This window comes from Pseudomonas sp. 14P5.3.2 (genome assembly GCF_057799175.1).
Map to the genome: position 1 here is coordinate 1 of NZ_JBYOKU010000050.1, position 25,693 is coordinate 25,693.

Consider the following 25,693-nt stretch of genomic DNA (forward strand, 5'->3'; position numbering starts at 1 on the left):
TCTTACAGCGGCTCACTTTTCCAGACGCCGGAGTGCCGGCCCAGCGAAAAGTAAGCAAAAGGCTTGGCCCCAGCGTTCGGCCCTCGCTTAGGCTCGGGTTCCTTCGCTCCGGGATTGATCCGGGCGCAGCGCCTCCGGTTTGCTTCGCTGCACCTCCTCTCGCTGTGTTTGGCTGCGCCAAACGGTCGCTGCGCTCCCACCCCCGGATCAATCCCTCCACTCAGCCTGCCGACGGGGCCGGCACGGCAAGATCAAGAGCTTTCGGCGAGCTGACACTCGGCCATTTGAGTGGTGAAGAGCGTGCGCTCGGCTTTAGCGCTTTTGGGGAGCCAGCCTGCGAGCCGACCAATTTGCTGAATGCACTCAATCCAACTGTGGGAGCGGGCTTGCTCGCGAAGGCGGCCTGACAGCCGACCCCTCTCCACCTGACCACACCCATTCCAACTGTGGGAGCGGGCTTGCTCGCGAAGGCGGCCTGACAGCCGCCCCCTCTCCACCTGACCACACCCATTCCAACTGTAGGAGTGAGCCTGCTCGCGAAGGCGGCCTGACAGCCGACCACTTTCCAGCAGACCACACCCATTCCAATTGTGGGAGCGGGCTTGCTCGCGAAGGCGGCCTGACAGCCGACCACTCTCCACCTGACCACACCCATTCCAACTGTAGGAGCCAGCCTGCTGGCGATGACGACAGTCCTGCCACCGCCATTCAAAACCGTGACCATCCCCCCAATTCCACCACCCAATATCTCTAAATCGGAACGTTTGTGCCTCGCAACATCTACGCTCCTAAAGATCCGCCCCCACCCGCGGATAAACGTTGTACAGCCCGGCCGTCAAATTGAGCGGGCCTCTTCGGGAGTGTCGTGCAATGAATCTGAAAACCGCTTTGGCGAGTGTGCTTGTTTTGCTTCCATTGGCAGTCTGTGCCGCGCCGCAATCGACTTCCGGCGAGATCCGTTTCACCGGGCAGATTGTCGATTCCGGTTGTGCGGTGGAGCGTGCCGGGGCGTTGGGCGCCGATGTGTCGCGGCAGGTTGAAATCAAACCGGGTCTGCAAGTTGATGTGGATACCTATCGCAACGCTTGCAGTCATCAGTCGCTGCCGTTTTCCATGACCTATCAAGCGCTGAAGACGTCGAGCGACAAAGGCATCGTCACCATCACTTATCTGTAAACCGTTCGGCGAGCGGTGCAAATCTTCAGGTGCCGAGTCTGGGCGCGCAGGTATACTGCGCGCCTTCGCGGCTCACTGTTCGGGCCCGACTTTTTGCTTTGCGGAGCTTTTATGACTTCCCCGACCCAACCGCCGGTTGACGACGCTGTGAGCGATGTCCCGGCTGAACTGGCTGACGCCAGCGAGAGCAAACCCGAGATTGCGGCTTTCAAGTTCCCGTTCAAACCGGGTGAACTGGCGGCGGCCAAGGGTTCGAATCAGCCGTGGTACAAGAACGGCGCCAAGAATGGCCACACCAAGACCCCGGGCATGGCGCCGCCGGGCACCCGTCGGTCGATGGGCAAGCGCTGAGTTTCATCCCGCCTTCAGCCATCGACTGCGATTTTCGGTCGCAGTGATGGCTAAGTGCTCAGATCCTGAGCCAGATCAATATTTAACCAATTGGTGCGCTTAGAGTCAGCAGCCCTGCCGACTCTTCCAATAAAACGAGCGCGCTATTCCATGAAGATCAATCTCCCGGTCACCGGCCGTAACGTCGATGTGGCGCACGATGCGAACATTCTTTCGACCACCGATCTGACCAGCGCGATCACCTACGCCAACGACGATTTCATCCGGATCAGCGGTTATAGCCGCGACGAATTGCTCGGCACGCCACACAACCTGTTGCGTCACCCGGACATGCCGGCGCAGGCGTTTGCCCATATGTGGCAGACGCTCAAGAGCGGGCGCTCGTGGATGGGGCTGGTGAAGAATCGTTGCAAGAATGGCGATCATTATTGGGTCAGCGCGTATGTCACGCCGGTCACGCAGAGCGGCGTGGCGGTGGAGTATCAGTCGGTGCGCACCCGGCCTGATGCGCGGCTCGTAGCCGCGGCGGAGCGAGCATATGCGCAGTTGCGCGACGAGCGTCCGGTGCTTCGGCTGCCGCATCTCGGTCTGCGCGGCAGGATCACGGCGTTGGGCAGTACGTTGCTGGGTCTGGTGTTGGGGATCGAGGCCTGGTTGCGCCCGGAGTTGGCGTGGATCGATGGGGCGGCATTTGTCGTTGGCAGCGGTGTTTGTGCGTTGGGCGTGCGCTGGATTTTGCGGCCGCTGGAACGCCTGACCGAGCGCGCGCGGCAGGTCGCGGACAATCCGTTGAGCCAGAGCATTTACACCGGGCGCCGCGATGAAATCGGCCAGATCGAGTTCGCCCTGCAGATGCTCGAAGCGCAGGTCGGCGCGGTGGTCGGGCGCATGGGGGATGCTTCGCAGCAGTTGGCCGGGCACGCGGCGCAACTGGTTGATCATCTGCAAAGCAGCCACAGCAGTTCGCTGGCCCAGCAGGCCGAAACCGATCAGGTGGCGGCAGCGATTCATCAGATGGCCGCGAGTGTCGCGCAGGTTGCCAGCCATGCGCAGCAGGCCTCGGTGGCGGCGGACATGGCTGGCACGGAAACGCGCGAGGGGCATTGGCTGGTGGGCGAGAGTCGCAGCGCGGTGTTGCGTCTGGCCGAGGAATTGCGGCGGGCGACCGAGGTGATTCATCAGCTCGAAGGCCACAGCAGCGAGATTTCCGGGGTGCTGGAGGTGATCCGCAGCATCGCCGAGCAGACCAATCTGCTGGCGCTCAATGCGGCGATCGAAGCGGCGCGCGCTGGCGATGCCGGGCGTGGTTTTGCCGTGGTGGCGGATGAGGTGCGCGGACTGGCGCAACGCACGCAGCAATCGACCAACGAGATTCAGCGGATGATCAGCACCCTGCAAAACGGCGCGCGCGATGCGGTGCGGGTGATGCAGCAGAGCAGCGAGCATGTGGATAACAGCGTCGAACAGGCACAGCGCGCGGCGCGGGCACTGGACGGGATCAGCGAGCGGGTCGAGCAGATCACCGAGATGAGCCTGCAGATTGCCGCGGCGGTGGAGCAGCAGAGTGCGGTGAGCGAGGACATTAATCGCAACATCGTCAGCATTCGCACGGCGTCGGAATTGACGGTGGATGAGGGGCGGCAGAGTCAGCGCAATTCCGAGGATGTGGCGGGGTTGGCGGGGGATTTGCGGTTGCTGGCGCGGGAGTTTTGGGGGCGGCGGCAGGTTCGGGATTGATGCAGCCTGTCCCGGCCTCTTCGGGAGCAAGCCCCCTCCCACAGGTGTATGGGGTGATCATTTATTCTGTGTACAACTCAGATTCCTGTGGGAGGGGGCTTGCTCCCGAAGAGGCCACTGCAGGCAGTACAAAATCCGGATCAAGCCGCCCGCAGCGAAATAAACGCATACGTCTGCGCCGGCTCAGTCACCACTTGCGCTCCGGTCGCCAACACTTGCCCGGCCACATCATCCCCGGACAAATGAAACAGCCATTCACTGGATGCTGTGTTCAGAGGCTGTGCGCAAACCTGATCGATCACGGCCGCAAACGCGCCCATCTCCGGCAAATACGCGGTAAACCCATCGCCCTTGAGTGCTGTGGTGCGAATCCCCAGTGCGGCGCAGATCGCATCCTTGATCCGGATGTCATCGCGATCGGCCTGACGCGAACGCTGGATCAGCTCCAGCAGTTCCTGATCGACCAGCTCCCCGCCGACAATCAGCAGCGGCCCCTGTTGCCATGACTCGGGCGGGCAATCCTTGGCGGCAGGGTTGAGTGCGATGTGCGGATTGATTTCTGCCGGATAAATCCTGCACACCAACGGCCGGCGTTCGTAAATCCGGCACAGGTTGTCTTCGTCAAGATTCCGGCAGCGACCGACGTTGTAGGCGGCGAAGGTGATGGCCACGTGGGCCTCGGTGGTACCGCTGCGTACTACCGCGGAACGCCGTTCGGCATGTTCACGCTGCTGCGCCGGCAGGCCCAGGCCGTTGCCGAGAAAGGCCTCCACCAGCACGATCACCTGACCGCCATCCGCCGCCCACATACGGGCTTCAGCGAGGGTCAGGGGCACATGGTGGTCGGTGCAGCATTTGCCGCAACCAACGCAGGAAAATGTCGTATTCATTGCACGATCAATCTTCAATCAGAGTGTGAAACGGCGACGTAAGGTCGCCAGGCTGAGGCTGATCGAAGCAAGTTGTGCGCCAGCCCTCAAGGCTTCGCGGTCGGACGGACCGAGTCCCACTCGGTGACGAAGGCGGTTTTCGACGTTTTGCTGTACAGGCACAGCTCGGTGCCTTGCTGGCCTTTCATGTGTTTTTGCGGGTATTGGCCTTGCAGCAGCACGGCGGTATAGCCGACGCGGTCATCGAATTGCGCGGGGGTGCCGACCGGTTTGGCGTCTTTCAGGCCGCTGGCCTTGGTGCAGCTGGCCAGCACGGTTTTGTCGTAGGCGGCCCAGGCGTCGGGGCTGGAGGCGTGGGCCTGGGAGGCGAGGGCGGTGAGGCAGAGCAGGCTTAGGGTGAGGGCTTTCATGGTTGGGCATCCTTGGGTTTGGCCAAGGTTTGAGTGTGCCTGAGGGTGAGAAGTTGCCTGGGCCGGCCTCTTCGCGAGCAAGCCCGCTCCCACAATTGGAACGCATTTCAAATTGTGGGAGCGAGCCTGCTCGCGATGACGAACTTTCAGTACGGCACCAATTCCCGGCGAACCACAATCATACCGGCACTTTCATACAAACGCTGCGCCCGCAGGTTGTCTTCCAGCACCTTCAGATCGACAAATCCTTCGCGCCTTTGCTGAAACGCCTTGAATGCATTCAGCAGCAATGCCCGACCCAATCCTCGGCCCTGAGCGCGCGGGTGCACCACCAGATTCTTGATGTACGAGCTGGTCCAGCACTGCGCCACGCCGATCACGCCTTCGGCATCGCTGGCAATGAAACACAGCGCCGGGTCGTATTCGGCATCGCTCTCGAAGCGCAGCTGCCATTCCTCCAGTGCCGGCACACGACCGCCGCCCTCACGGTAGCCTAGTTGCATCAGCTGATGCACCGCCGCCGCGAGTTCCGGGCGATAAGTGCTCAGTTCAATGCCTTCCGGCCAGTGGATCGGCGGCACGTCTTGGCGAAGTTCGCGCCGCATCAAAAAGCAGTACGTCTGGCCCAAGACTCAGTGACCGTTGGCGGCGACGTGTTTGGCCGCTTCGATCAGCCGCTGCGTCAGTTCCGGCGAGGAGAACTTGGTCAGCACCGCGTTGGCCCCGGCCAGGCGCGCTTTCTCGCTGTTCATCGCGCTGTCGAGCGAGGTATGCAGCAGCACGTAGAGGTGGGCGAAGTCCGGCGTCTCGCGCAGGGTGCGGGTGAAGGCGTAGCCGTCCATCTCGGACATTTCGATGTCGGAGACGATCAGGTTGATCTGCTGCGCGGTGCCTTGCAGATCCAGCAGGCAGTCGATGGCTTCCTTGGCACTGCGCGCAGTGTGACATTGCAGGCCGAGGTTGCGCAGGGTGTGCACCGATTGCTGCAGCGCCACCTGACTGTCGTCGACCACCAGAATCCGCGCATTGCCCAAGACTTCGGCGTCTTCCATGCTCAGGTCGGTCGGGGCCATCTCGATCTGCGCCGGGGCGATGCTGTGGATGACTTTCTCGATGTCGAGCACTTGTACCAGTGTGCCGTCGACCGACGTCACGCCGGTGATATAGGCGCGCGAGCCGCCGGAGCCGAATGGCGGTGGCTTGATGTCGGTGGTCAGGCAATGGACAATTTTGCTCACCGCCTGAACGTGCAGGCCCTGCTTGGAGCGGCTGACGTCGGTGACGATCAGGCAGCCGCCGTTCGGGTCTTCCAGCGGTCGCTCGCCGATCGCGCGGCTGAGGTCGATCACCGACAGCGAAGCGCCGCGCAGGGTGGCGATGCCTTTGACGTGCGGATGCGACTCCGGCATTTTGGTCAGCGGCGGGCAGGGAATGATTTCACTGACTTTCAGCAGGTTGATCGCCATCAGCTTGCCGCTGCGCAAGGTAAACAGCAGAAGCGAAAGTGAATCTGCGCGGGCTTTGTTGGAAGACATAAAAACCTTCTGTGGAAAAAGGTGATGGGCGAGGGTGCAAATCGCCAGAAACTATTGATGCCGGGTTATCGACTTGTCGGGGGCAGGCTTTAGGCTCAATCCCCAATCTCGGCCGAACGGCGGCGAATGCTCTGTGGCGAGGGAGCTTGCTCCCGCTGGAGTGCGAAGCGCTCCCATAACCATCCACCGCGCTGTATTAGCTTGGTCATGTCCGCTGATTTTGCGACTGCTGCGCAGCCGAGCGGGAGCAAGCTCCCTCGCCACAATGGAGATCTATCTCATTCCAAGGCGTTTAGCCATCCGCCCCAGATTCGCCCGGTCCAGCCCCAGTTCCCGCGCCGCACTCGCCCAGTTATCCTGGTTACGTTCAAGCGCAGCACTGATCAACTGCCGCTGATATTGCTCGGTGGCACTGCGCAAATCGCCGCTGATCAACGGCATCGCAGGCACCTCGGCAACCGGCTCAGCCGAGTTATCCACAACCTCGCGCGGCAAATCCAGATCTGCCGCGCTCAGGCTGAGAATCTTCGGCCGTACCTTGCAATTGCCCAGCGCTTTCAGTGCGCTGCGGCCAATCAAGTGTTCCAGTTCGCGCACGTTGCCCGGCCAAGTGTAGGCGAGCAACGCGTCCTGGGCGTCGCTGCTCAGGCGCAGGCTGTTGAGGCCCATGCGCGAGCGGTTCTGTTCCAGAAAGAAGCCGCTGAGCAGCAACACATCGCGGCCGCGATCGCGCAGCGCCGGAACCCGCAGCGGGTACACGCTCAGGCGGTGATAGAAGTCGGCGCGGTAGCGGCCGCTGCGCACTTCTTCAGCCAGATCGCGGTTGGTCGCGGCGATCAGGCGCACATCGACCTGATGTTCCTTGTCCGAGCCAAGCCGCTGCAACTGGCCGCTTTGCAGCACACGCAGCAATTTGGCCTGCACGGTCAGCGACAGTTCGCCGACTTCATCGAGAAACAGCGTGCCGCCATTAGCCAGTTCGAACTTGCCGCGGCGGTCGCTGGTGGCGCCGGTAAAGGCACCGCGCACATGGCCGAACAGTTCGCTCTCGACCAGGGTGTCGGGCAGGGCGGCGCAGTTGAGGCTGATGATCGGTTTGTCGGCGCGCGGGGAGGCGGCGTGGATCGCCTGCGCCACCAGTTCCTTGCCGACCCCGGTTTCGCCGGTGATCAGCACGGTCAGGTCGCTGCCGCCGACCAGATTGATCTCCTCCACCAGGCGTTTGTGCGCCTTGCTCTGGCCGATCATTTCGCGCGGCTGCTGGCCGCTGGCCTGACGGTAGACCTCGGCGCGCTGGTGCTCGTCCTCGGCACGCAGCGCCAGGCGTTCGATGCGTTCGGCGGCGTTGACCGTGGCCGAAGCGAGGCTGGCGAAGGCTTGCAAAGCGTCGAGTTCGATCGGCTCGAAACGCTCCGGGTCGAGCGCATCAAGGGTAATCAGGCCCCAGAGTTTTTCCTCGACGAACAGCGGGCAACCGAGACAGTCATGGACTTCGAGGTGATCGCCCAGACCATCGACCAGGCCATCGTACGGATCGGGCAAGTCGCTGTCGGCGGCGAACCGGGTCGGCCCGGCGCCTTCCAGCAGGATGGCAAAACGTGGGTGTTCGCTGACCTTGAAGCGCCGGCCGAGTGTGTCGGTACTCAAACCATCCACCGCCAGCGGCACCAGCCATTCGCCGTCCAGACGCAACAGCGCGGCGGCATCGCACGGCAGCAGGGTGCGCATGGCTTCGAGCAGGCGCCGGTAGCGCTCGCCTTCGGGCAGTTCGCGGGACAGGTCGGAGACCAGCGGCAATAGAGCGGTGAGCAAGGATTTGGCGGTCATGGTCTTGTAGTCAAAGAGACTCTATGTAGTCGCTATGACTATAAGGCGCTTTGAGTCTAAATGACTACTCAAAAAATAAGCTATTGATTTATAACGATAAATAATCTGGCACGAAAACTGATAAGCCTAAGGTAATTCTCAAAAAGCTCAGGAGTCACTCTTATGCTTAGCGTCCAGGATCGTGCCATCGTCAAATCCACCGTGCCCCTGCTGGAAAGCGGCGGTGAAGCGCTGATCACCCACTTCTACCGCATGATGCTCGCCGAATACCCTGAGGTACGTCCACTGTTCAACCAGGCGCACCAGGCCAGTGGCGACCAGCCGCGTGCTCTGGCCAACGGCGTGTTGATGTATGCGCGGCACATCGATCAGCTCGACCAGTTGGGCGATCTGGTGGCGAAGATCATCAACAAGCACGTCGCCCTGCAAATCCTCCCGGAGCACTACCCGATTGTTGGCACCTGCCTGCTGCGCGCCATCTCCGAAGTGCTCGGCGACGAGATCGCCACGCCTGAGGTCATGAGCGCATGGGGCGCGGCGTACGGGCAACTGGCCGAGATTCTGATCGGCGCGGAGACGGCGATCTACGACCAGAAAGAACAAGCGGTCGGCGGCTGGCGCGGGGCGCGGGAGTTCATCGTGGTGGACAAGGTCGAGGAGAGCGCGGAGATCATCTCGTTCTACTTCGAACCGGCGGACAAAGGTCCGATCCTTGCTGCACAGCCGGGCCAGTACATCGGCATGAAGTTGATCCTCGATGGCGAAGAAATTCGCCGCAACTACTCGCTGTCGGCGCTGGCGAACAAGGGCCAGTACCGCATCAGCGTCAAACGCGAGCCGGGTGGTCGTGCGTCCAACTACTTGCACGATCAACTGCACGTCGGCGCAAGCATTGCGCTGTTCCCGCCATCGGGCGAGTTCACCCTGACGGCCAGTGACAAGCCGTTGGTGCTGATCAGTGGCGGTGTCGGCATCACTCCGACTTTGGCGATGCTTGAAGCAGCGCTGCAAACCGAACGCCCGGTGCATTTTATCCACTGCGCGCGCAATGGCAGCGTGCATGCGTTCCGCGACTGGGTCGACGGTCTGGCGGCGCGTCATCCACAGCTCAAACGCTTCTATTGCTACGCCGAAGATGACGGCGTAAGTCCGGCAGCGGACAAGCTCGGGATGCTGAGCGCCGAGCAGTTGGGTGAATGGTTGCCGCAGCAGCGCGATGTCGATGCTTACTTTCTTGGGCCGAAAGGCTTCATGGGGGCGATCAAACGGCATCTGAAAGCCTTGGGTGTACCGGAGCAGCAGAGCCGCTATGAGTTCTTCGGGCCGGCGGCGGCCCTGGAATGATCTGAAACGCGGTTGCCTTGATTCGCGAGCAGGCTCGCTCCCACAGGATTTGTGTTCGACGCAGATCCAATGTGGGAGCGAGCCTGCTCGCGAAGGCCGTTACGCGGTCTCTATTATCAAATTCGGTTTAAAGGTTAATCATTCCTTAACCGCCTTATCGTTTATTCCCCCGCTACTGCGCGGCGTAATGTCCCGCGTGTAGACTTGCGGGCAACCATCAGCCGTTCAACGGCTGAACCATGGATTTGAAAGGGAAACGCGATGAGCGAGGAAACGATTCGACTGGGACGTGAGCGGCGCTTTCTGGTGCTGTTGGGGGTCATCTGTCTGGCGCTGATCGGTGGCGCTCTTTATATGCAGATCGTGCTGGGCGAGGCGCCATGCCCGCTGTGCATCCTGCAGCGCTATGCCTTGCTGCTGATTGCGCTGTTCGCCTTTATCGGCGCGGCCATGCGCACCCGACGCAGCATCACGGTGTTCGAAGTGCTGGTGGTGATCTGCGCGATCGCCGGGGCCGGTGTCGCCGGGCATCATGTGTACACCCAGTTCTATCCGGCGGTGAGCTGCGGCATCGATGTATTGCAGCCGATTGTCGACGACCTGCCGTTGGCGAAGATTTTTCCGCTGGGCTTCCAGGTCGACGGTTTCTGTTCGACACCGTACCCGCCGATCCTCGGTCTGTCGCTGGCGCAATGGGCGCTGGTGGCGTTCGTGCTGGTGGTGATCCTGGTGCCGCTGCTGACCTCGCGCAACCGAAAAGCACTGCGCTGAGTCAACTCTTCGGCTGATTGGCCGATACAGAAAACGCCTCGATTTGCGGATCAGCCGCTCGAGGCGTTTTGCATTTCAGAGTGTTTGTGAAATCACCGTGACGAACGGCAACAGAGAGTGCGGCAGGTGTGCGACATGTTGTCACACGCGCCCTGTCGCAGGGCGTTTCGGCGACCCGGATTGGCGTAATGTTACAAAAAAGGATTGGTCTGTTTCGGCATTTTTCTGGTTTTGCACGGATGTGCCAGATCAGGCAGTTTTAACAAGCTCTGGCAGATGGCCAGAGGCCTTTGAATATCGGGCTTTGCGCCGATTCGATGCCGGGAAAAAGCCTTCGGAGCTGTCTGAACTGAGGTGTATAGGCCTACATTTTTTGGTGTTTTTGTTGAGAATTGATTTCGATAACATGCGGAACTTTTGCAAAAACGGTGATGGATTGTTGCTCTGAGCGATAAAAATTATTTCGGGATAAGACATGGTGTATAGGGCGCTACCTATCTACAATCGCCCGCATTGAATTCCCGGCACTGCTCGGCCTTTATAAGGAACCGAGCAGGAAGTCGGGTGTCGAGCAGGCCGAAAGGCTTTTGAGACACCCAGGTGTCGGTGCCTTCCAACTTTCCGCACCAAATGGAATTGGTCTGTAACAAGGCCTTTGACCACGAATTCGAATAAGAACTGACCGCTGTCCCAAGGTTTTGTCGAGCGTCTGACGCGCGACGGGCGGCCCTTATTCAATCCAAAGAAAATGCCAACCCTTGGCAGGGTGAAGTGTTGGCGATCAAAACCCAACTGCATTGCGCAAGCTGCTTTAGAGGTCGTGAGATGAGTAAAAACAGGTACCCCAGATTACTAGGCCTAGTGCCGCTGCTCGGCACGTTGTTGCTGGGAGGCTGCAACATGACCCTGCTCAATCCAACGGGCCAGGTCGGCCTGGAACAGCGCAACCTGATCATCACCGCCACGCTGCTGATGCTGTTGGTCGTTGTGCCGGTTATCGTCATGACCTTCCTGTTTGCCTGGAAGTATCGCGCTTCCAACAAGGACGCCGTCTACACCCCGAAATGGTCGCACTCGACCAAAATCGAGGTGGCCGTCTGGACCATCCCGGTTCTGATCATCATCGCCCTGGGTTACATCACCTACATTTCGACCCACAAACTGGACCCGTACCGTCCGATTGAATCCGACGTCAAGCCGGTGACCATCGAAGTCGTTGCGCTGGACTGGAAGTGGCTGTTCATCTACCCGGAACAAGGCATTGCCACGGTCAACAAGATCGTGTTCCCGGCGCACACGCCAATCAACTTCAAGATCACCTCCGACGCCGTGATGAACTCGTTCTTCATCCCGGGTCTGGGCGGCCAGATCTATGCGATGGCGGGCATGCAGACCAAGCTGCACCTGATCGCTGACCGCAACGCTGAAATGGACGGTATCTCCGCCAACTACAGCGGTGCTGGTTTCACCGGTATGAAATTCAAAGCGATCGCAACTTCTCAGGAAGATTTCGACGCCTGGGTAAGTGAAGTCAAAAAGGCACCTAAACAGCTTGAACAAGCTGAATACGCAGCCCTTGCCAAGCCAAGCCAGAACAATCCAGTCGAGCTCTACTCCTCGGTCACGCCGAACCTGTTTCAGATCATCGTCGACAAGTACGAAGGCATGAAACCGGGCAAGCCGCTGAAGCACGAGAAGAAAGAGAAAGAAGTGGCGGCAACGGATATGGACTCGAATTCGCATTCAGCTGCCGGGGCAGAGGAGTAAACGATGTTTGGTAAATTAAGTTGGGAAGCGATCCCTTTCCACGAGCCGATCGTGATGGTCACCATCTCGATGATCGCGCTCGGTGGTCTGGCGTTGTTCGCTGCAATCACCTACTTCAAGAAGTGGACCTACTTGTGGACCGAGTGGCTGACGTCGGTCGACCACAAGAAAATCGGTGTGATGTACATCATCGTGGCCATGGTCATGCTGCTGCGTGGCTTTGCCGACGCCATCATGATGCGTACCCAGTTGGCCATGGCCACCGAGGGTTCGCCTGGCTACCTGCCACCTGAACACTATGACCAGATCTTCACCGCTCACGGTGTGATCATGATCATCTTCATGGCGATGCCATTCTTCACCGGCCTGATGAACCTTGCAGTGCCGCTGCAGATCGGCGCGCGTGACGTTGCCTTCCCGTTCCTGAACTCCCTGAGCTTCTGGCTGCTGGTGTCCGGCGTTGTGCTGATCAACCTGTCCCTGGGCGTCGGCGAATTCGCCAAGACCGGCTGGGTTGCCTATCCGCCGCTGTCGGGTCTGCAGTACAGCCCTGGCGTGGGTATGGACTACTATATCTGGGCGCTACAGCTATCCGGGTTAGGTACGACGCTGACGGGGGTCAACTTCCTCGCGACCGTGCTGAAAATGCGTACCCCTGGCATGAAACTGATGGACATGCCGATCTTCACCTGGACCTGCACCTGGGCTAACGTCCTGATCGTGGCTTCGTTCCCGATCCTGACCGCTACCCTGGCACTGCTGACCCTCGACCGTTACATGGATTTCCACATTTTCACCAATGAACTTGGTGGCAATCCAATGATGTACGTCAACCTGTTCTGGGCCTGGGGCCACCCTGAGGTTTACATCCTGATCCTGCCGGCATTCGGCATCTTCTCGGAAGTGATCTCGGCGTTCACCGGCAAGAAACTGTTCGGCCACCACTCGATGATCTACGCTTCGGGCGCGATCTCGGTACTGGGCTTCATGGTTTGGCTGCACCACTTCTTCACCATGGGTTCGGGTGCCAGCGTCAACGCCTTCTTCGGTCTGGCGACGATGCTGATTTCCATCCCGACGGGTGTGAAACTGTTCAACTGGCTGTTCACCATCTACCAGGGCCGTCTGCGCTTCACCAGCCAGGTGATGTGGACTCTGGGCTTCATGGTGACCTTCGCCATCGGCGGCATGACCGGCGTACTGCTGGCCATCCCGGGTGCTGACTTCGTTCTGCACAACAGCCTCTTCGTGATCGCGCACTTCCACAACGTGATCATCGGCGGCGCAGTCTTCGGCTACATCGCAGGTTTCGGCTTCTACTTCCCGAAAGCGTTCGGCTTCAAGCTGCACGAAGGCTGGGGTAAAGCAGCATTCTGGTTCTGGATCTCGGGCTTCTTCGTCGCGTTCATGCCGCTCTATGCACTGGGCTTCATGGGCATGACCCGTCGTCTGAACGCCACCACCAACCCTGAGTGGGTACCGTACCTGTACGTTGCCATGTTCGGTGCGGTGATGATCGCTGTCGGTATCGCCTGCCAACTGATCCAGCTGTACGTCAGTGTGCGTGACCGCAACAAGCCAGAGAACATGTGCGAACACGGTGACCCGTGGAATGCCCACACTCTGGAATGGTCGACCTCGTCGCCACCTCCGTTCTACAACTTCGCTGTGCTGCCTAAGGCTGACTGCATCGACCCGTTCACCGAAGCCAAGGAAAACGGTACTGCGTACCAGGCTCCGGCCAAGTACGAGCCGATCCACATGCCGAACAATACCGCCACTGGCGTGGTGATGGGCGCACTGCTGACCGTCTTCGGTTTCGCGATGATCTGGCACATCTGGTGGTTGGCGATCGCCAGCCTGGCCGGCACTGTCATCTACTTCGTGATCCACGCCGCACGTGACGACCAGGGCTACATGGTTCCGGTTGAAACGATCGAGCGCATCGAAGCCGAGCAGCACAAGCGTCTGGTCGCGGCAGGGAAAATCCCGGCCAATGCCACCCGTGTAACCTCGTTGGAACAGGCTTAAACCATGTCGAACTTAGTGACCAATGTTGGACACGCCCATGGTGACCATGGGCACGATGACCATCACCACGACTCGGGCGAGATGACCGTATACGGTTTCTGGCTCTACCTGATGACCGACTGCATTCTGTTTGCGTCGATCTTCGCGGTGTACGCAGTACTGGTAAACAACGTCGCCGGTGGCCCGTCGGGCCACGACATCTTCGAACTGCCATACGTGCTGGGCGAAACCGCTCTGCTGTTGTTCAGTTCGATCACCTACGGCTTCGCCATGCTGGCGTTGTACAAAGGTAAAAAGCAGCAGGTTCTGGGTTGGTTGTTCATGACCTTCCTGCTCGGCGCAGGCTTCATCGCCATGGAGATCAACGAGTTCCACCTGCTGATCTCCGAGGGCTTCGGTCCTAGCCGTTCGGGCTTCCTGTCGGCGTTCTTCACCCTGGTCGGTACCCACGGTCTGCACGTATCCGCGGGTCTGATCTGGATGGGCATCATGATGTACCAGGTCAACAAGCACGGCCTGACGGCGACCAACAAGACCCGTCTGAGCTGCCTGAGCCTGTTCTGGCACTTCCTGGACGTGGTGTGGATCTGCGTATTCACCGTTGTTTACCTGATGGGGACTCTGTAATGGCTAATGCACACTCCCATGACAGCCATGATGCTGGCCACGGCAGCGTAAAGTCGTACGCCATCGGCTTCATCCTGTCGGTGATCCTGACTGCCATCCCGTTCGGCCTGGTGATGTTCCCGACCTTGCCGAAGTCGACCACGCTGGCAATCGTCCTGCTGTTCGCGGTAATCCAGGTGATCGTTCACCTGTATTACTTCCTGCACCTGGACCGTTCGATTGCACAACGTAACAACGTGATCGCGTTTGTCTTTACGGCCATCGTGATCCTGCTGCTGGTTGGCCTGTCGCTGTGGATCATGTTCAGCATCCACACGTACATGATGGCGAAGTGAGGTAGACCCGATGTCGCTCAAGCACTTTATCCAAATCACCAAACCGGGGATCATTTTCGGTAACGTGCTTTCTGTGGCAGGCGGGTTCTTCCTGGCCTCGAAAGGGCATGTAGATCTGGCGGTGTTCCTGGCCGCCATGATCGGCACATCCCTGGTTGTGGCCTCCGGTTGCGTGTTCAACAACTGCATCGACCGCGACATCGACCTGAAGATGGAACGCACCAAGAACCGGGTGCTGGTGCAGGGCTTGATCTCCCTGAAACTGGCCCTGGTCTACGCGACCATCCTGGGTGTTCTCGGCGTTGCCTTGTTGTACAAGGTGGCCAACCCGTTGGCCGCCCTGTTCGCGGTAATCGGCTTCATCATCTACGTCGGCTTCTACAGCCTGTACCTCAAGCGCAAGTCGGTTCACGGCACGCTGGTGGGCAGTCTGTCGGGCGCCATGCCGCCAGTGATCGGTTACGTTGCCGTAACCAACAGCTTCGACATGGCCGCACTGACCCTGCTGGTGATGTTCAGCCTGTGGCAGATGCCGCATTCCTACGCCATCGCGATCTTCCGTTTCAACGACTACCTGGCCGCATCGATTCCGGTGCTGCCCGTCAAGCGCGGAATCGAAGTGGCCAAGAAGCACATCCTGCTCTACATCCTGGCGTTCCTCGTGGCGACCTTGATGCTGACCTTCAGCGGTTACGCCGGCATGAGCTACCTCGCCGTCGCCGCGGCCATGGGCATGTACTGGTTGTACATGGCCTGGACCGGCTACAAGGCGGTGGATGACACGGTCTGGGCACGCAAGCTGTTCGTGTTCTCGATCTTCACCATCACCGCCCTGAGCGTCATGATGTCCCTGGACTTCAAGGTGCCGGCCGAGCTGCTGCTGACGTACGCGCCGTAAGGCTGGATGGCTTCAAGAAAAACCCCGCACATCGAGAGATGTGCGGGGTTTTTTGTTGGGCCTTATTCAGGTAACCGAACGAATACTTCCAGCACTCAATAATTTCTGCCAGTTGGGAAGGAGCCTTCTTCAAAAAGGGATATCTCCTACCGCCAGAAGATTTTTCTTTCGTTACGATCACTCGACAACTGGGTTTTATCGAGGCGCTGATGGATGGCAAAACGCGTTCTATTTGACGAATTGATGCAAGGAATTCAGGAGATGGCTGCTGCGCGCAGAAAGGCTGGCGCTGCTATTGTGGCGGCAGGTTGCTATCAGTCAGTAAAAGACCTAGATTTGGATCCAACTATGCCGATGATCTACATCGAGTCAAATCCGCGATTTTCATCGGTCTTAACCTGCGATTTTTCATGCATCGATCAAAAGGCTGGGCGAAATGACTGAGAGGATGACCTGCGACGAACGCTTCATTGCCCTGGCACACGAGCTGAACTACGACATTTACGGCGAGAACACCGCCGGCGGCAATTACGCGCCGCTGATCCGCCACCGCGATGAGTTGTACATCAGCGGCATGGTGCCGCGGGTCAATGGCAGGATTCTGTATCCCGGTCGCGTGGGGTTGGAGTTGACCCTCAAGGACGCCCAGGCTGCCGCGAGCATCAGTGCCATGCGCTGCTTGGCGCTGATCGTCGATGCGGTCGGTTCGCTGGACAAGATCCGGGCGTTGTTGCGGGTCACGGTGTATGTGAAGTCGACCCCGGACTTCGTTGACCTGAGTGAGGTGGCCAACGGTGCATCGGACGTTTTCAGCCATGTGCTCGGTGATGCCGGGCGACATACGCGCACTACGGTCGGTGTCTACCAGTTGCCGAAGAACGCCGCGGTTGAAGTCGACATGATCGCAGCGGTGCAGCCGGAAGTCTGACCGCCGCGCCGCCCAACAAAAAGCCCCGCCTGAATCTCAGAGCGGGGCTTTTTTGTCGGTGCCGGGATTACTGCGCAGCGATGCTGTAGCCATCGAATGCGGTCCGCTGTTGCAGGGCGGTGATGATGTTCTTGCGGTTGATCGCGTGTTCGGTGCCGGCGTTGTCGACGAAGGTCTCGCCCTCCAACTCGGCTTCTTCGCCTTCACCGACGAAGGTGAAACCGAGGAACTCCAGCGCTTCACGGTCAACGTTCATACGCGAGCGCGGCGTGCGCAGCGGCAGGGTCACGCTGCTGCCGTCCTTGCTGATGGTGAAGATTTCGACTTCTTTCTTGGCGCGGGCGGCTTTGCTCTTGCCGCCGCTCGGGTTGCTGATCGCCTGATGGGTCTGGTTCAGCACTTTGAGCGCGAGGCCGTAGACGATTTCCTGGAATGCCGGATCGTCCTTGAAGCAGGACAGGATGCGGCCGATCGAGAACTTGCTGCTCAGGTCTTCGAGGGCGGCGATGTCGGCGGCCTCGGCGTCCTTGAGGCGCTTGAGTTCGCCCATCAGCTCGTAGGCCTTGTCGTCATCGAAGCTGTCGTGCGCCTGACGGATCGCGGCGCGCAGCTCGCGGATCTGGTCGCTTTCGCGGGTCGACTGGAAAGCATCCAGCACCATCTCGCTGATGATCTTGGCTTGTGGAAGGTGTTGTGAAAGATTGATGGAGTTTTCGTATTCCGCTTTGGACGATTCGGTGACTACGGATTCAGCGGTGTTGAAATCGGACATTGAAATTTCACTACTTTTTTAACTTGAGTTGAGACGAGAAAGCACGGGGTCTTTTTCAGGCCGGTTAATTTAGGGGAGCGGGGCGGCGTTGTCACGGAACAACAGTCCGGTGGTGCGGATTATTTGTCCGGTGTGTTCAGGTTCATCGAGCGCACCATCCACTGTTCCGCGGTTTGCTGATCGGTCGGCAGCGTGAAGCGGAAAGTTGCGCCACGCCCAGCGACATCGACCAACTGAATGTCTCGCCCGTGCAGTTGCAGGATGCGGTGGACGATGCGCAGCCCCAGTCCTCCGTCGCGTCGCGCACCACCAATATTGAATGGACGCAGGAACAGACCTTCGCGCAACTCGGGTGCGATGCCGGGGCCGGTGTCGCTAACCGTCACTTCGACCAATACGCCCCGGGGTTTCAGATCCAGCTCGATTTCGCCGCCCGGCGGCGTATGGCGCAAGGCGTTGTCCACCAGGTTGGTCAGCACTCGTTCGATCAAGCCAAGGTCGGCGCAGACCGTCGGCAGGTTTGGCCCGAAGCTGGCCTTGAGTTCGACGTGACGGGCTTCGGCGGCCAGTTCGAATTTCTGGAAGATGTCCTGCAGCAGATCGATCAGGGAGAAGCGTTCCAGCACCGGTTGCACAAAGCCGTGTTCCAGACGCACCAGCTCCAGCAGCGATTGCGCCAACCCGCCGACCTTGCGGCTTTGATCGAGAGCGATACCCAGATAGCGGCGCCGCTCCTCGGCAGAGAGCGTGGCGTCCTTGAGTGACAGGGTTTCCAGATAGCCGTGCAGCGAGGCCAGTGGTGTGCGCAGGTCGTGGGAGATGTTCGCCACCAGTTCACGGCGCTCCTGATCCTGGCGGGTCAACGAGCGCCACTGTTCCCCTAGGCGGTTTTGCATTTGCCGGAAGGCAGCGTCGAGCACAGCGATTTCATCCGGGTCAGCGGTTTTATCCACAGCGGCTGGCATGACGGGCGCAGATTGCGGCGTACCGTCGATGTCGAAGCGGCTGACAGTTTCAGTCAACCGGCGCAATGGCCGGGTAATCAGGTTGAATGCCGTGAGGCCGGCAATCAGGCACAACAGCGCCACCAGCCCGATTGATAGCAACGCGGTATTGAGCGCAGCACTGGTCGCGCCGCGTTCGGCGAAACGATCATGTTCTTCACTGAGCAACACCACGTACAGATAGCCCGCAGGCTTGCCATTGACCTTCAGTGGCGCGGCACTGAACACCTTGCGGCCATCGACGCTGCGCGGGTCATCGCCGAGGATCGGCAGCGGTTGATCGTCGAGCAGGCGCTTGATCGGTACGAGGTCGACTTTTTCCCGTCGCATCCGACCCTCGGGTGCGGCATTGCCGACGATCCGCCCCTCCGTGTCGAGCAGGTACACCTCGACACTCGGGTTGACCAGCATCAACTGGCTGAACAGTTCGCGCACGGCGCCGGGCATCAAGCCATTGCTGTCCATCAGCACCGTGTCATGGGCGATGTGCTGGGCCAGGTCCCGCGACAGGCCTTGCACCACTTCCAGCTCGTGCATCTTGCTGGAGCGCACCTGCAGCCATGCGGAGGTGCCGCAGCACACCAACAGCAACACGGCGAATACGACGGACAGGCGCTGCGACAGGGTCAGTTTCATGGTTGTTCCGTGCCGAATTTATAGCCACGGCCCCACACGGTGAGGATGCGTGTCGGTTGCGCCGGATCGCTTTCGATTTTCGCCCGCAAGCGATTGATGTGCGTATTGACCGTGTGCTCGTAGCCTTCGTGGCTGTAACCCCACACCGCATTGAGCAGGTCCATGCGCGAGAACACCTTGCCCGGTTGGCGGGCGAAGAAATACAGCAGATCGAACTCGCGCGGGGTGAGGTCCAGGCGCGTGCCATTGAGGGCGACATCGCGGGTGATCGGGTCGATGCTCAGACCATCGAGATTGAGGCTGCCGGCGTCCATTTTCAGGTTGCGCGCCATGGCGTCGACCCGGCGCAGCAAGGCTTTGACCCGGGCCACCAGTTCCAGCATTGAAAACGGTTTGGCGAGGTAGTCGTCGGCACCCAGTTCCAGACCGAGGATGCGGTGCAATTCGCTGGAGCGTGCGCTGGTGATGATGATCGGCGTATAGCGCGCCATCGCCCGGGCGCGGCGGCAGATTTCCAGGCCGTCGACCCCCGGCAACATCAGGTCGAGGATCAGCGCATCCCATTGCCCCTGTTGCAACAGGCGCATGCCTTCGTCGCCGTCGGCGCAGTGCACGACGTCGTAATGTTCATCGCGCAAATGCAGGCAAATCAAATCGGCGATGTGTTGGTCATCCTCGACCACGAGGATGCGTCTGGTCGGTTCCATCAAGCTCAATCCTTCGGCGCAGTGAGCGCATTGTGCGGGTTTTCCTCGGGGCGAGTTATCACGAATTCGTTAACTTCCCGTGAGGATTTGGCGATCAACCCAAGCCTAGGCTGTGTTCCATGACAGGCACCTGGAATTTTTGGAGACGGCCATGTTTTCACGGCGACAGATTCTCGTAGCGAGCGGCGGGCTGGGGGTTGCAGCCCTGGTGGCGGGTGTATTGCCAAAATTTTCCTCGGGCACCGCACTGATCGAGCAAGCCCATGCCGATGAGGTTTTCGAGGTGAGCCACAGCGACAGTGAATGGCACTCGCTGCTCTCGGATGAGCAGTACGCCATCCTGCGCGAAGAAGGCACCGAGCGGGCCTACACCAGCCCCCTCAACAACGAACATCGCAACGGCACATTCGACTGCGCGGGCTGTGACCTGGCGCTGTTTTCATCGGCGACCAAGTTCGACAGCCGCACCGGCTGGCCGAGTTTCTGGGCACCGCTGGAGCACGCGGTGGCCACGCGTCAGGACCGCTCCTTCGGCATGTCGCGCAATGAAGTGCACTGTCGGCGCTGCGGCGGGCACCTGGGGCATGTCTTCGATGACGGCCCGAAACCCACCGGCCTGCGCTATTGCATGAACGGCCTGGCGATGACGTTCAAACCCGTGGCGGCATGAGCCATGGCGATTTTTCGATCTTCACTTTCTACAGGACGACACCATGTGGCTCTTGGTTCTCGCTTATCTGGGCGGTGTGCTGACGATCGTCAGTCCGTGCATCCTGCCTGTTCTGCCTTTTGTCTTCGCTCGCACCGGGCAGCCGTTTATCAAGAGTGGCTTGCCGCTCTTGGCCGGGATGGCGCTGACCTTCGCCCTCGTCGCCACGCTGGCGGCGGTGGGCGGCGGTTGGGTGGTGCAAGTCAATCAGTACGGGCGCTGGCTCGCGTTGCTGTTCGTAGCACTGTTCGGGCTGACGCTGCTGCTGCCGCGCCTCGCCGAGCGCCTGACGCGACCGCTGGTCTCGGCCGGCAGTCGGCTGTCCGAAGCTGCGGGTCAGGACAATCGACCGCGTCCCGGCGCCTCGTTTCTGATCGGCGTTGCCACGGGTCTGCTCTGGGCGCCGTGCGCCGGGCCTATTCTCGGCTTGATTCTGACCGGTGCCGCGCTGCAAGGGGCAAGCATCGCCACCACGCTGTTGTTGCTCGCCTACGCGGCGGGCGCCGCGACTTCACTGGCGGCGGCGCTGCTGCTGGGCGGTAAGGTCTTTGCGTTGATGAAGCGCTCGATCGGTACGGGGGAGTGGATCCGTCGTGGGTTGGGAGCGGCGATGCTGGCGGGTGTCGCGGCGATTGCGCTGGGCCTCGATACCGGGCTGTTGGCGCGGTTCTCGACCGCATCTACGGGCGGAATCGAACAAGCGCTGGTGGGCAAACTCTCCGGCAAATCACCTGCGGGCAGCGGCACGATGATGGCGCAGATTCCCGCTGCGGATGACGCGGCGAACGGCAGCATGAAAGCCACAGGCGCGGTGATGAAAATCGCTGACAAGGCACCCGGAACATTGCCGGTCGAAGGCCAGTTACCACCGCTCACTGGCGCCGTGCAATGGCTCAATTCGCCACCGCTCGATGCCCAGGCATTGAAGGGCAAAGTGGTGCTGGTGGATTTCTGGACCTACTCCTGCATCAACTGCCTGCGCACCCTGCCATACGTCAGAGCCTGGGCCGAGAAGTACCGCGATCAAGGCCTGGTAGTGATCGGTGTGCACGCGCCCGAGTTCGCCTTCGAGCGTGACGTGGGTAACGTCACCAAAGCCATGAAGGAGCTGGGTATCAACTACCCGGTAGCGATCGATAACGACTACAAGATCTGGCGCGCCTTCAACAACGAATACTGGCCGGCGCATTATTTTGCTGATGCTCAGGGACGGATTCGATACCACCATTTTGGCGAAGGCGACTACGCCGAATCGGAGCGGGTCATCCAGCAGTTGCTGCGTGAAGCCGGGGCGAAAACCGTGGCTGATGGCCTGATCAACGCTGACGCCCAAGGTGTGCAGATGGCCCCGGACATGAATCAGGTGCTATCGCCGGAAACCTACGTCGGCTACCAGCGTGCGGAACATTTCGTACCGCAAACCAGCCTGGTGCCTGACAAGGTCGCGACCTATAACCTACCGGCCGACCTGACTTTGAATGACTGGAGCCTTGGCGGCCAGTGGGCTGTCGGCGCCGAGCGCGCCACCGCCAGTGCGCCGGCCAGTCGCATCGTTTATCGCTTCCACGCCCGCGACCTGCATCTGGTCCTGGGGCCGAACGCCGATGGCAAACCGGTGCGCTTCAAAGTGTCGATTGACGGTCAGGCGCCGGGGGATGCCCACGGTGTGGATGTCGCCGCGGATGGCAGCGGCCGCGTGACCGAACAGCGCTTGTACCAATTGGTGCGGCAAACCGACGAGGTGAAGGATCGCACCTTCACCATCGAATTTCTTGATCCGGGCGTATCGGCTTACGCCTTCACCTTCGGCTGATCGGGAGTGCGCAACATGAAAGCTCAAAACAACTGGCGACGTGCATTGCTCGGCGTCGCCATGGCCGGCGTGATCGGCCAATGCTCGGCGTTCTCTTTCGGCGCCGAAGACGCGGTGGTCATCCCGCCACCTTCCCTCGACGAAACCACCCAGGCGCACAGTGAAACCGCGGTGTTCGCCGGTGGTTGTTTCTGGGGCGTGCAAGGGGTTTTCCAGCACGTCAAAGGCGTGCAGAAAGCCGTCTCCGGTTATGCCGGCGGCGCAGCGAGCACGGCGCAATACGAGCGGGTCAGCGAAGGCGATACCGGTCATGCCGAGTCCGTGCAAGTCACCTTCGACCCGACGCAAGTCAGCTACGGCAGCCTGCTGCAGATCTACTTCTCGGTGGCCCACAACCCGACCGAACTCAACCGCCAAGGCCCGGACAGCGGCACGCAATATCGCTCGGCGCTGTTCCCGGTCAATGCCGACCAGCAACGGGTGGCCCAGGCCTACATCGCCCAACTCGACGCGGCGCATGCCTACAGCAAACCGATCGTCACGAAATTGGAAACCTACAACGGCTTCTACCCGGCGGAGGACTATCACCAGGACTTCCTGACCGAACACCCGAGCTATCCGTACATTGTGATCAACGACATGCCGAAGGTGGCGCAGTTGAAGCAGTTGTTTGCGCAGCGTTATCAGGAGAAGCCGGTGTTGGTGAAAAGCGGAAGTTGATTCAGGTGTGTTATTTGAGCCTTGGTCGTTCCATCGCAATCGTCGACGTTTCAAAACCCAGGTTGGCAAAAAACGCCTCAGCCCCGTCACGCCCGGCGCGCAGGACCCAAGTGATCTCGGGGTTGTCACCCATGACATGCTCGACCAGTGCGCGCCCGACGCCGGCGCGCCGATGTTGATCATCAACCACCACCATCGACAGATAACCGTTGGACAAACCATCGGTGAGGCCTCGGGCGAAACCGATGATCTGCTCGCCGCTCAGCGCGACCGCAGTGCGTTGCGAGTTTTCGATGAGTTGGGCGAAGTAGTCGTTGGAACCCGTTCGGTGTCCCCAGCCATGTTGCCCTAGAAACAGGCGAACTGGCTCCACTTCGGCAGGCAACAGATCGCGTACGGTGAGGTTGGTTTTCATCGAATGGCAGCATCCTTGTCGGCAATCACCGGAGCATAGTCAATCGCAGCCCAAATCAGGATCTGCCCCAGGTTTTCATCGCGAATTCGACGAAGCGCCGCAGCTTGGGCAAACGATAACGATCCGGCGCGTACAGCAGGTGCAATGGGCGGCTCGGTGGCTGGTAATCGGGGATTACCGTCACCAGTTTGCCGTCGCGCAGATCCTGTTCCACCAGCGCATCCGGCAGCATCACAATGCCCATGCCGGTGCGCGCCGCCTGATGCAGGCCGGCAGAGGTGTTCATCAGCATCGGGCCGCTGACGTCGACCAGAATCTCGCCGTCCGGGCCGCTGAGGCGCCAGCGTTTTTCCACCGATTGCCAGTCATCGCCGGCAGGGTAGGCGAACGACAGGCAGTCGTGTTGCTGCAGGTCTTCCGGGGTGATCGGCATGCCGCGTCGCGCGACGTACGCCGGGGAGGCGCATACGGTCAGGGTGTAGTCGATCAGCGGCCGGGCGATCAGGTTCGACTGCTCGAAATGCCCCAGCCGAAACGCCACGTCGAGGCCACTTTCCAGCAGGTCCGGACGGCGGTTGGTCAGCACCACATCCATTTTCAATTGCGGGTATTGCAGGGAAAACTCGCTGAGCGCCGGGGCCAGACGTTCGACGCCAAAAGTCAGTGGCGCGGTGATACGCAGCAAGCCGCGCGGCTCGTCGAGGGCCTGTTCGGCGAGGCGTTCGGAGTCGGCCACCAGGCCCAATACATCCAGACAACGCTGGTAATAAACGCTACCGAATTCGGTCAGTCGCTGACGGCGGGTGGTGCGCTGCAGCAACTGCACGCCGAGCCTTTGCTCCAGTGCGCGCAGGTGATTTCCGACCATGGTCGTGGAAATTTCGCACTGCAACGCGGCCGCCGTCATGCTCCCGGCTTCCACGACCTTCACGTACACGCTCATTGCCTGCAACAGGTCCATTATCAAGTCCTGCTTTTAAATGATTGAAGTTTTGCCGAGTTTATCCAGTTCTGGTGGCTAACCATACTGCAAACACACCGACCTTCACTGGAGTTTGAAGTCATGACCGCCGCCCTGATGAATACCTACCAACCGCTGGCCCTGAGCTTTATCAGAGGCCTGGGCACGCGCCTGTGGGATCAGGCCGGTCGAGAATATCTGGATGCTGTCGCCGGAGTCGCGGTGACCAATGTCGGGCACTCGCACCCACGGATTGTCGCTGCTATCAGCGAGCAGGCCGGACTGTTGCTGCACACCTCCAACCTGTACAGCATCGACTGGCAGCAACAGCTGGCGCAGAAACTCACGCAGTTGTCAGGAATGGAGCGGGCGTTTTTCAACAACTCCGGCGCCGAAGCCAACGAGACTGCACTGAAGCTGGCGCGTTTGTACGGCTGGAGCAAAGGCATCGAACAGCCACTGGTGGTGGTCATGGCTAACGCGTTTCATGGGCGCACGTTGGGCACCTTGTCGGCCAGCGATGGGCCGGCGGTGCGTTTGGGTTTCAATGATCTGCCGGGAGATTTCGTCAAAGTGCCCTTCGGTGATCTGGCCGCGCTGGATCAAGTGCAGCAAAAGCACGGCGAGCGCATCGTGGCGATTCTGGTCGAGCCGATCCAGGGCGAAAGCGGTGTGCAACTCGCGCCGCCCGGCTACCTCAAAGCCCTGCGCGAACTGTGCAATCGTCACGCCTGGCTGCTGATGCTCGATGAAATCCAGACCGGCATCGGCCGCACTGGCCAATGGTTTGCGTTTCAGCATGAAGGCATCGTGCCGGACGTCATGACCCTGGCCAAAGGCCTCGGCAACGGCGTGCCGATCGGCGCCTGCCTGGCGCGGGGCAGGGCGGCGGATCTGTTCACCCCCGGCAGCCATGGCAGCACGTTCGGCGGTAATCCGCTGGCCTGCCGGGTCGGCTGCACGGTGCTGGACATCATCGAAGAACAAGGCTTGCTGGAAAATGTTCGGGTACAGGGGGAGCGCTTGCTGGCTCGTCTACGTGCCGAACTGGTAGACAACCCCAACGTGCTGGCGATTCGTGGGCAGGGCTTGATGATCGGCATCGAACTGAAACAGCCGATCCGCGATCTGACGCTGATTGCTGCGCGGGATCATGGATTGCTGATCAACGTTACACGCGGCAAGACGATACGGCTGCTGCCGCCACTGACGATTGATGAGCGGGAGGTGGAGATGATTGTCAGAGGTGTGGGGCTGGCGGTCTCAACTGACTGAGAGGCACGAAATTGAACGAAGAGGCGTCCGTATTTGCACGAATTCCATTGTGCA

At 60.1% G+C, this 25,693-nt stretch carries 26 protein-coding genes and 1 pseudogene; 17 read left to right on the top strand and 10 right to left on the bottom strand.

Annotation, left to right across the window (positions count from 1 at the left end):
- The first annotated feature begins 870 nt into the window (after positions 1–870).
- The 4 genes and pseudogenes from AC27VU_RS26635 (at position 871) to AC27VU_RS26650 (ending at position 3,264) form a co-directional block, all read left to right on the top strand.
- On the top strand, positions 871–1,176 hold the full coding sequence (locus AC27VU_RS26635; RefSeq protein ID WP_262143263.1) for a type 1 fimbrial protein: 306 nt from the start codon (positions 871–873) through the stop codon (positions 1,174–1,176).
- Positions 1,177–1,287: 111 nt separating this feature from the next.
- Entirely contained in the window at positions 1,288–1,527 is a 240-nt protein-coding gene (locus AC27VU_RS26640; RefSeq protein WP_003228000.1) for a hypothetical protein, read from the top strand.
- Between the two features lie 150 nt (positions 1,528–1,677).
- A pseudogene (locus AC27VU_RS26645) lies at positions 1,678–1,959 on the top strand (PAS domain-containing protein); the annotation flags it as partial.
- A gap of 201 nt (positions 1,960–2,160) precedes the next feature.
- The gene (locus AC27VU_RS26650; RefSeq protein WP_488725261.1) at positions 2,161–3,264 is read left to right on the top strand and encodes a methyl-accepting chemotaxis protein; all 1,104 of its coding nucleotides are present in this window, start codon (positions 2,161–2,163) and stop codon (positions 3,262–3,264) included.
- Positions 3,265–3,404: 140 nt separating this feature from the next.
- On the opposite strand, the gene AC27VU_RS26655 is transcribed toward AC27VU_RS26650, so the two are convergent.
- The 5 genes from AC27VU_RS26655 to norR all read right to left on the bottom strand — a co-directional run bounded on the left by AC27VU_RS26655 (position 3,405) and on the right by norR (position 7,926).
- Complete coding sequence (locus AC27VU_RS26655; protein WP_488725246.1) at positions 3,405–4,154, bottom strand: YkgJ family cysteine cluster protein; 750 nt, start codon at positions 4,152–4,154, stop codon at positions 3,405–3,407.
- An 86-nt stretch (positions 4,155–4,240) separates the two neighbouring features.
- Positions 4,241–4,564, bottom strand: coding sequence for a hypothetical protein (locus AC27VU_RS26660; protein WP_103484045.1), 324 nt, complete (start codon positions 4,562–4,564; stop codon positions 4,241–4,243).
- 146 nt (positions 4,565–4,710) lie between these two features.
- Positions 4,711–5,169, bottom strand: a complete 459-nt coding sequence (locus tag AC27VU_RS26665) for a GNAT family N-acetyltransferase (protein WP_488725247.1) — start codon at positions 5,167–5,169, stop codon at positions 4,711–4,713.
- A gap of 27 nt (positions 5,170–5,196) precedes the next feature.
- Complete coding sequence (locus AC27VU_RS26670) at positions 5,197–6,099, bottom strand: chemotaxis protein CheV (RefSeq protein WP_003227992.1); 903 nt, start codon at positions 6,097–6,099, stop codon at positions 5,197–5,199.
- Between the two features lie 273 nt (positions 6,100–6,372).
- On the bottom strand, positions 6,373–7,926 hold the full coding sequence (gene norR, locus AC27VU_RS26675) for a nitric oxide reductase transcriptional regulator NorR (protein ID WP_488725248.1): 1,554 nt from the start codon (positions 7,924–7,926) through the stop codon (positions 6,373–6,375).
- A gap of 162 nt (positions 7,927–8,088) precedes the next feature.
- Here norR and hmpA point away from each other — a divergent pair, with 162 nt between their 5' ends.
- The 9 genes from hmpA to AC27VU_RS26720 all read left to right on the top strand — a co-directional run bounded on the left by hmpA (position 8,089) and on the right by AC27VU_RS26720 (position 16,627).
- Entirely contained in the window at positions 8,089–9,270 is a 1,182-nt protein-coding gene (gene hmpA / locus AC27VU_RS26680; protein WP_103484048.1) for an NO-inducible flavohemoprotein, read from the top strand.
- A gap of 261 nt (positions 9,271–9,531) precedes the next feature.
- Positions 9,532–10,041 carry a disulfide bond formation protein B gene (locus tag AC27VU_RS26685; RefSeq protein ID WP_003227988.1) on the top strand — a complete coding sequence of 170 codons (510 nt, stop codon included), beginning with the start codon at positions 9,532–9,534 and terminating at the stop codon, positions 10,039–10,041.
- 825 nt (positions 10,042–10,866) lie between these two features.
- On the top strand, positions 10,867–11,808 hold the full coding sequence (gene cyoA, locus AC27VU_RS26690; protein ID WP_003227985.1) for a ubiquinol oxidase subunit II: 942 nt from the start codon (positions 10,867–10,869) through the stop codon (positions 11,806–11,808).
- Between the two features lie 3 nt (positions 11,809–11,811).
- Positions 11,812–13,839, top strand: coding sequence for a cytochrome o ubiquinol oxidase subunit I (cyoB, locus tag AC27VU_RS26695; RefSeq protein WP_003227984.1), 2,028 nt, complete (start codon positions 11,812–11,814; stop codon positions 13,837–13,839).
- Between the two features lie 3 nt (positions 13,840–13,842).
- A complete protein-coding gene (gene cyoC, locus AC27VU_RS26700; protein WP_003227982.1) occupies positions 13,843–14,466 on the top strand; it encodes a cytochrome o ubiquinol oxidase subunit III in 624 nt (207 codons plus the stop codon).
- Positions 14,466–14,801, top strand: coding sequence for a cytochrome o ubiquinol oxidase subunit IV (cyoD, locus tag AC27VU_RS26705; RefSeq protein WP_003227981.1), 336 nt, complete (start codon positions 14,466–14,468; stop codon positions 14,799–14,801). The genes cyoC and cyoD overlap by 1 nt, the downstream gene beginning before the upstream one ends.
- A 10-nt stretch (positions 14,802–14,811) precedes the next feature.
- The gene (gene cyoE, locus AC27VU_RS26710) at positions 14,812–15,699 is read left to right on the top strand and encodes a heme o synthase (protein ID WP_003227980.1); all 888 of its coding nucleotides are present in this window, start codon (positions 14,812–14,814) and stop codon (positions 15,697–15,699) included.
- A 213-nt stretch (positions 15,700–15,912) separates the two neighbouring features.
- Positions 15,913–16,143: a hypothetical protein gene (locus tag AC27VU_RS26715; protein ID WP_146774718.1), complete on the top strand. Its 231-nt coding sequence runs from the start codon at positions 15,913–15,915 to the stop codon at positions 16,141–16,143.
- Positions 16,136–16,627 carry a RidA family protein gene (locus tag AC27VU_RS26720; protein WP_027612161.1) on the top strand — a complete coding sequence of 164 codons (492 nt, stop codon included), beginning with the start codon at positions 16,136–16,138 and terminating at the stop codon, positions 16,625–16,627. The genes AC27VU_RS26715 and AC27VU_RS26720 overlap by 8 nt, the downstream gene beginning before the upstream one ends.
- A 67-nt stretch (positions 16,628–16,694) precedes the next feature.
- Here AC27VU_RS26720 and AC27VU_RS26725 read toward each other — a convergent pair whose 3' ends face one another.
- The 3 genes from AC27VU_RS26725 to AC27VU_RS26735 form a co-directional block, all read right to left on the bottom strand.
- Positions 16,695–17,399: a hypothetical protein gene (locus AC27VU_RS26725; RefSeq protein ID WP_488725249.1), complete on the bottom strand. Its 705-nt coding sequence runs from the start codon at positions 17,397–17,399 to the stop codon at positions 16,695–16,697.
- A gap of 119 nt (positions 17,400–17,518) precedes the next feature.
- On the bottom strand, positions 17,519–19,039 hold the full coding sequence (locus tag AC27VU_RS26730; RefSeq protein WP_488725250.1) for a sensor histidine kinase: 1,521 nt from the start codon (positions 19,037–19,039) through the stop codon (positions 17,519–17,521).
- On the bottom strand, positions 19,036–19,746 hold the full coding sequence (locus tag AC27VU_RS26735; RefSeq protein ID WP_262142676.1) for a response regulator transcription factor: 711 nt from the start codon (positions 19,744–19,746) through the stop codon (positions 19,036–19,038). The genes AC27VU_RS26730 and AC27VU_RS26735 overlap by 4 nt, the downstream gene beginning before the upstream one ends.
- Before the next feature lie 151 nt (positions 19,747–19,897).
- Here AC27VU_RS26735 and msrB point away from each other — a divergent pair, with 151 nt between their 5' ends.
- The 3 genes from msrB to msrA are packed head-to-tail and all read left to right on the top strand — an operon-like array spanning position 19,898 to position 22,988.
- Positions 19,898–20,416, top strand: coding sequence for a peptide-methionine (R)-S-oxide reductase MsrB (gene msrB / locus AC27VU_RS26740; protein ID WP_003227971.1), 519 nt, complete (start codon positions 19,898–19,900; stop codon positions 20,414–20,416).
- Positions 20,417–20,459: 43 nt separating this feature from the next.
- Positions 20,460–22,268, top strand: a complete 1,809-nt coding sequence (locus AC27VU_RS26745; protein ID WP_488725251.1) for a cytochrome c biogenesis protein DipZ — start codon at positions 20,460–20,462, stop codon at positions 22,266–22,268.
- A gap of 15 nt (positions 22,269–22,283) precedes the next feature.
- Positions 22,284–22,988 carry a peptide-methionine (S)-S-oxide reductase MsrA gene (gene msrA, locus AC27VU_RS26750; RefSeq protein ID WP_488725252.1) on the top strand — a complete coding sequence of 235 codons (705 nt, stop codon included), beginning with the start codon at positions 22,284–22,286 and terminating at the stop codon, positions 22,986–22,988.
- Between the two features lie 10 nt (positions 22,989–22,998).
- Here msrA and AC27VU_RS26755 read toward each other — a convergent pair whose 3' ends face one another.
- Both AC27VU_RS26755 and AC27VU_RS26760 read right to left on the bottom strand, forming a co-directional pair.
- Positions 22,999–23,403, bottom strand: a complete 405-nt coding sequence (locus AC27VU_RS26755; protein ID WP_003227964.1) for a GNAT family N-acetyltransferase — start codon at positions 23,401–23,403, stop codon at positions 22,999–23,001.
- Positions 23,404–23,458: 55 nt separating this feature from the next.
- Complete coding sequence (locus AC27VU_RS26760; RefSeq protein WP_262142680.1) at positions 23,459–24,364, bottom strand: LysR family transcriptional regulator; 906 nt, start codon at positions 24,362–24,364, stop codon at positions 23,459–23,461.
- A gap of 102 nt (positions 24,365–24,466) precedes the next feature.
- Here AC27VU_RS26760 and AC27VU_RS26765 point away from each other — a divergent pair, with 102 nt between their 5' ends.
- Positions 24,467–25,639: an aspartate aminotransferase family protein gene (locus tag AC27VU_RS26765; protein WP_488725253.1), complete on the top strand. Its 1,173-nt coding sequence runs from the start codon at positions 24,467–24,469 to the stop codon at positions 25,637–25,639.
- Positions 25,640–25,693 lie beyond the last annotated feature (54 nt).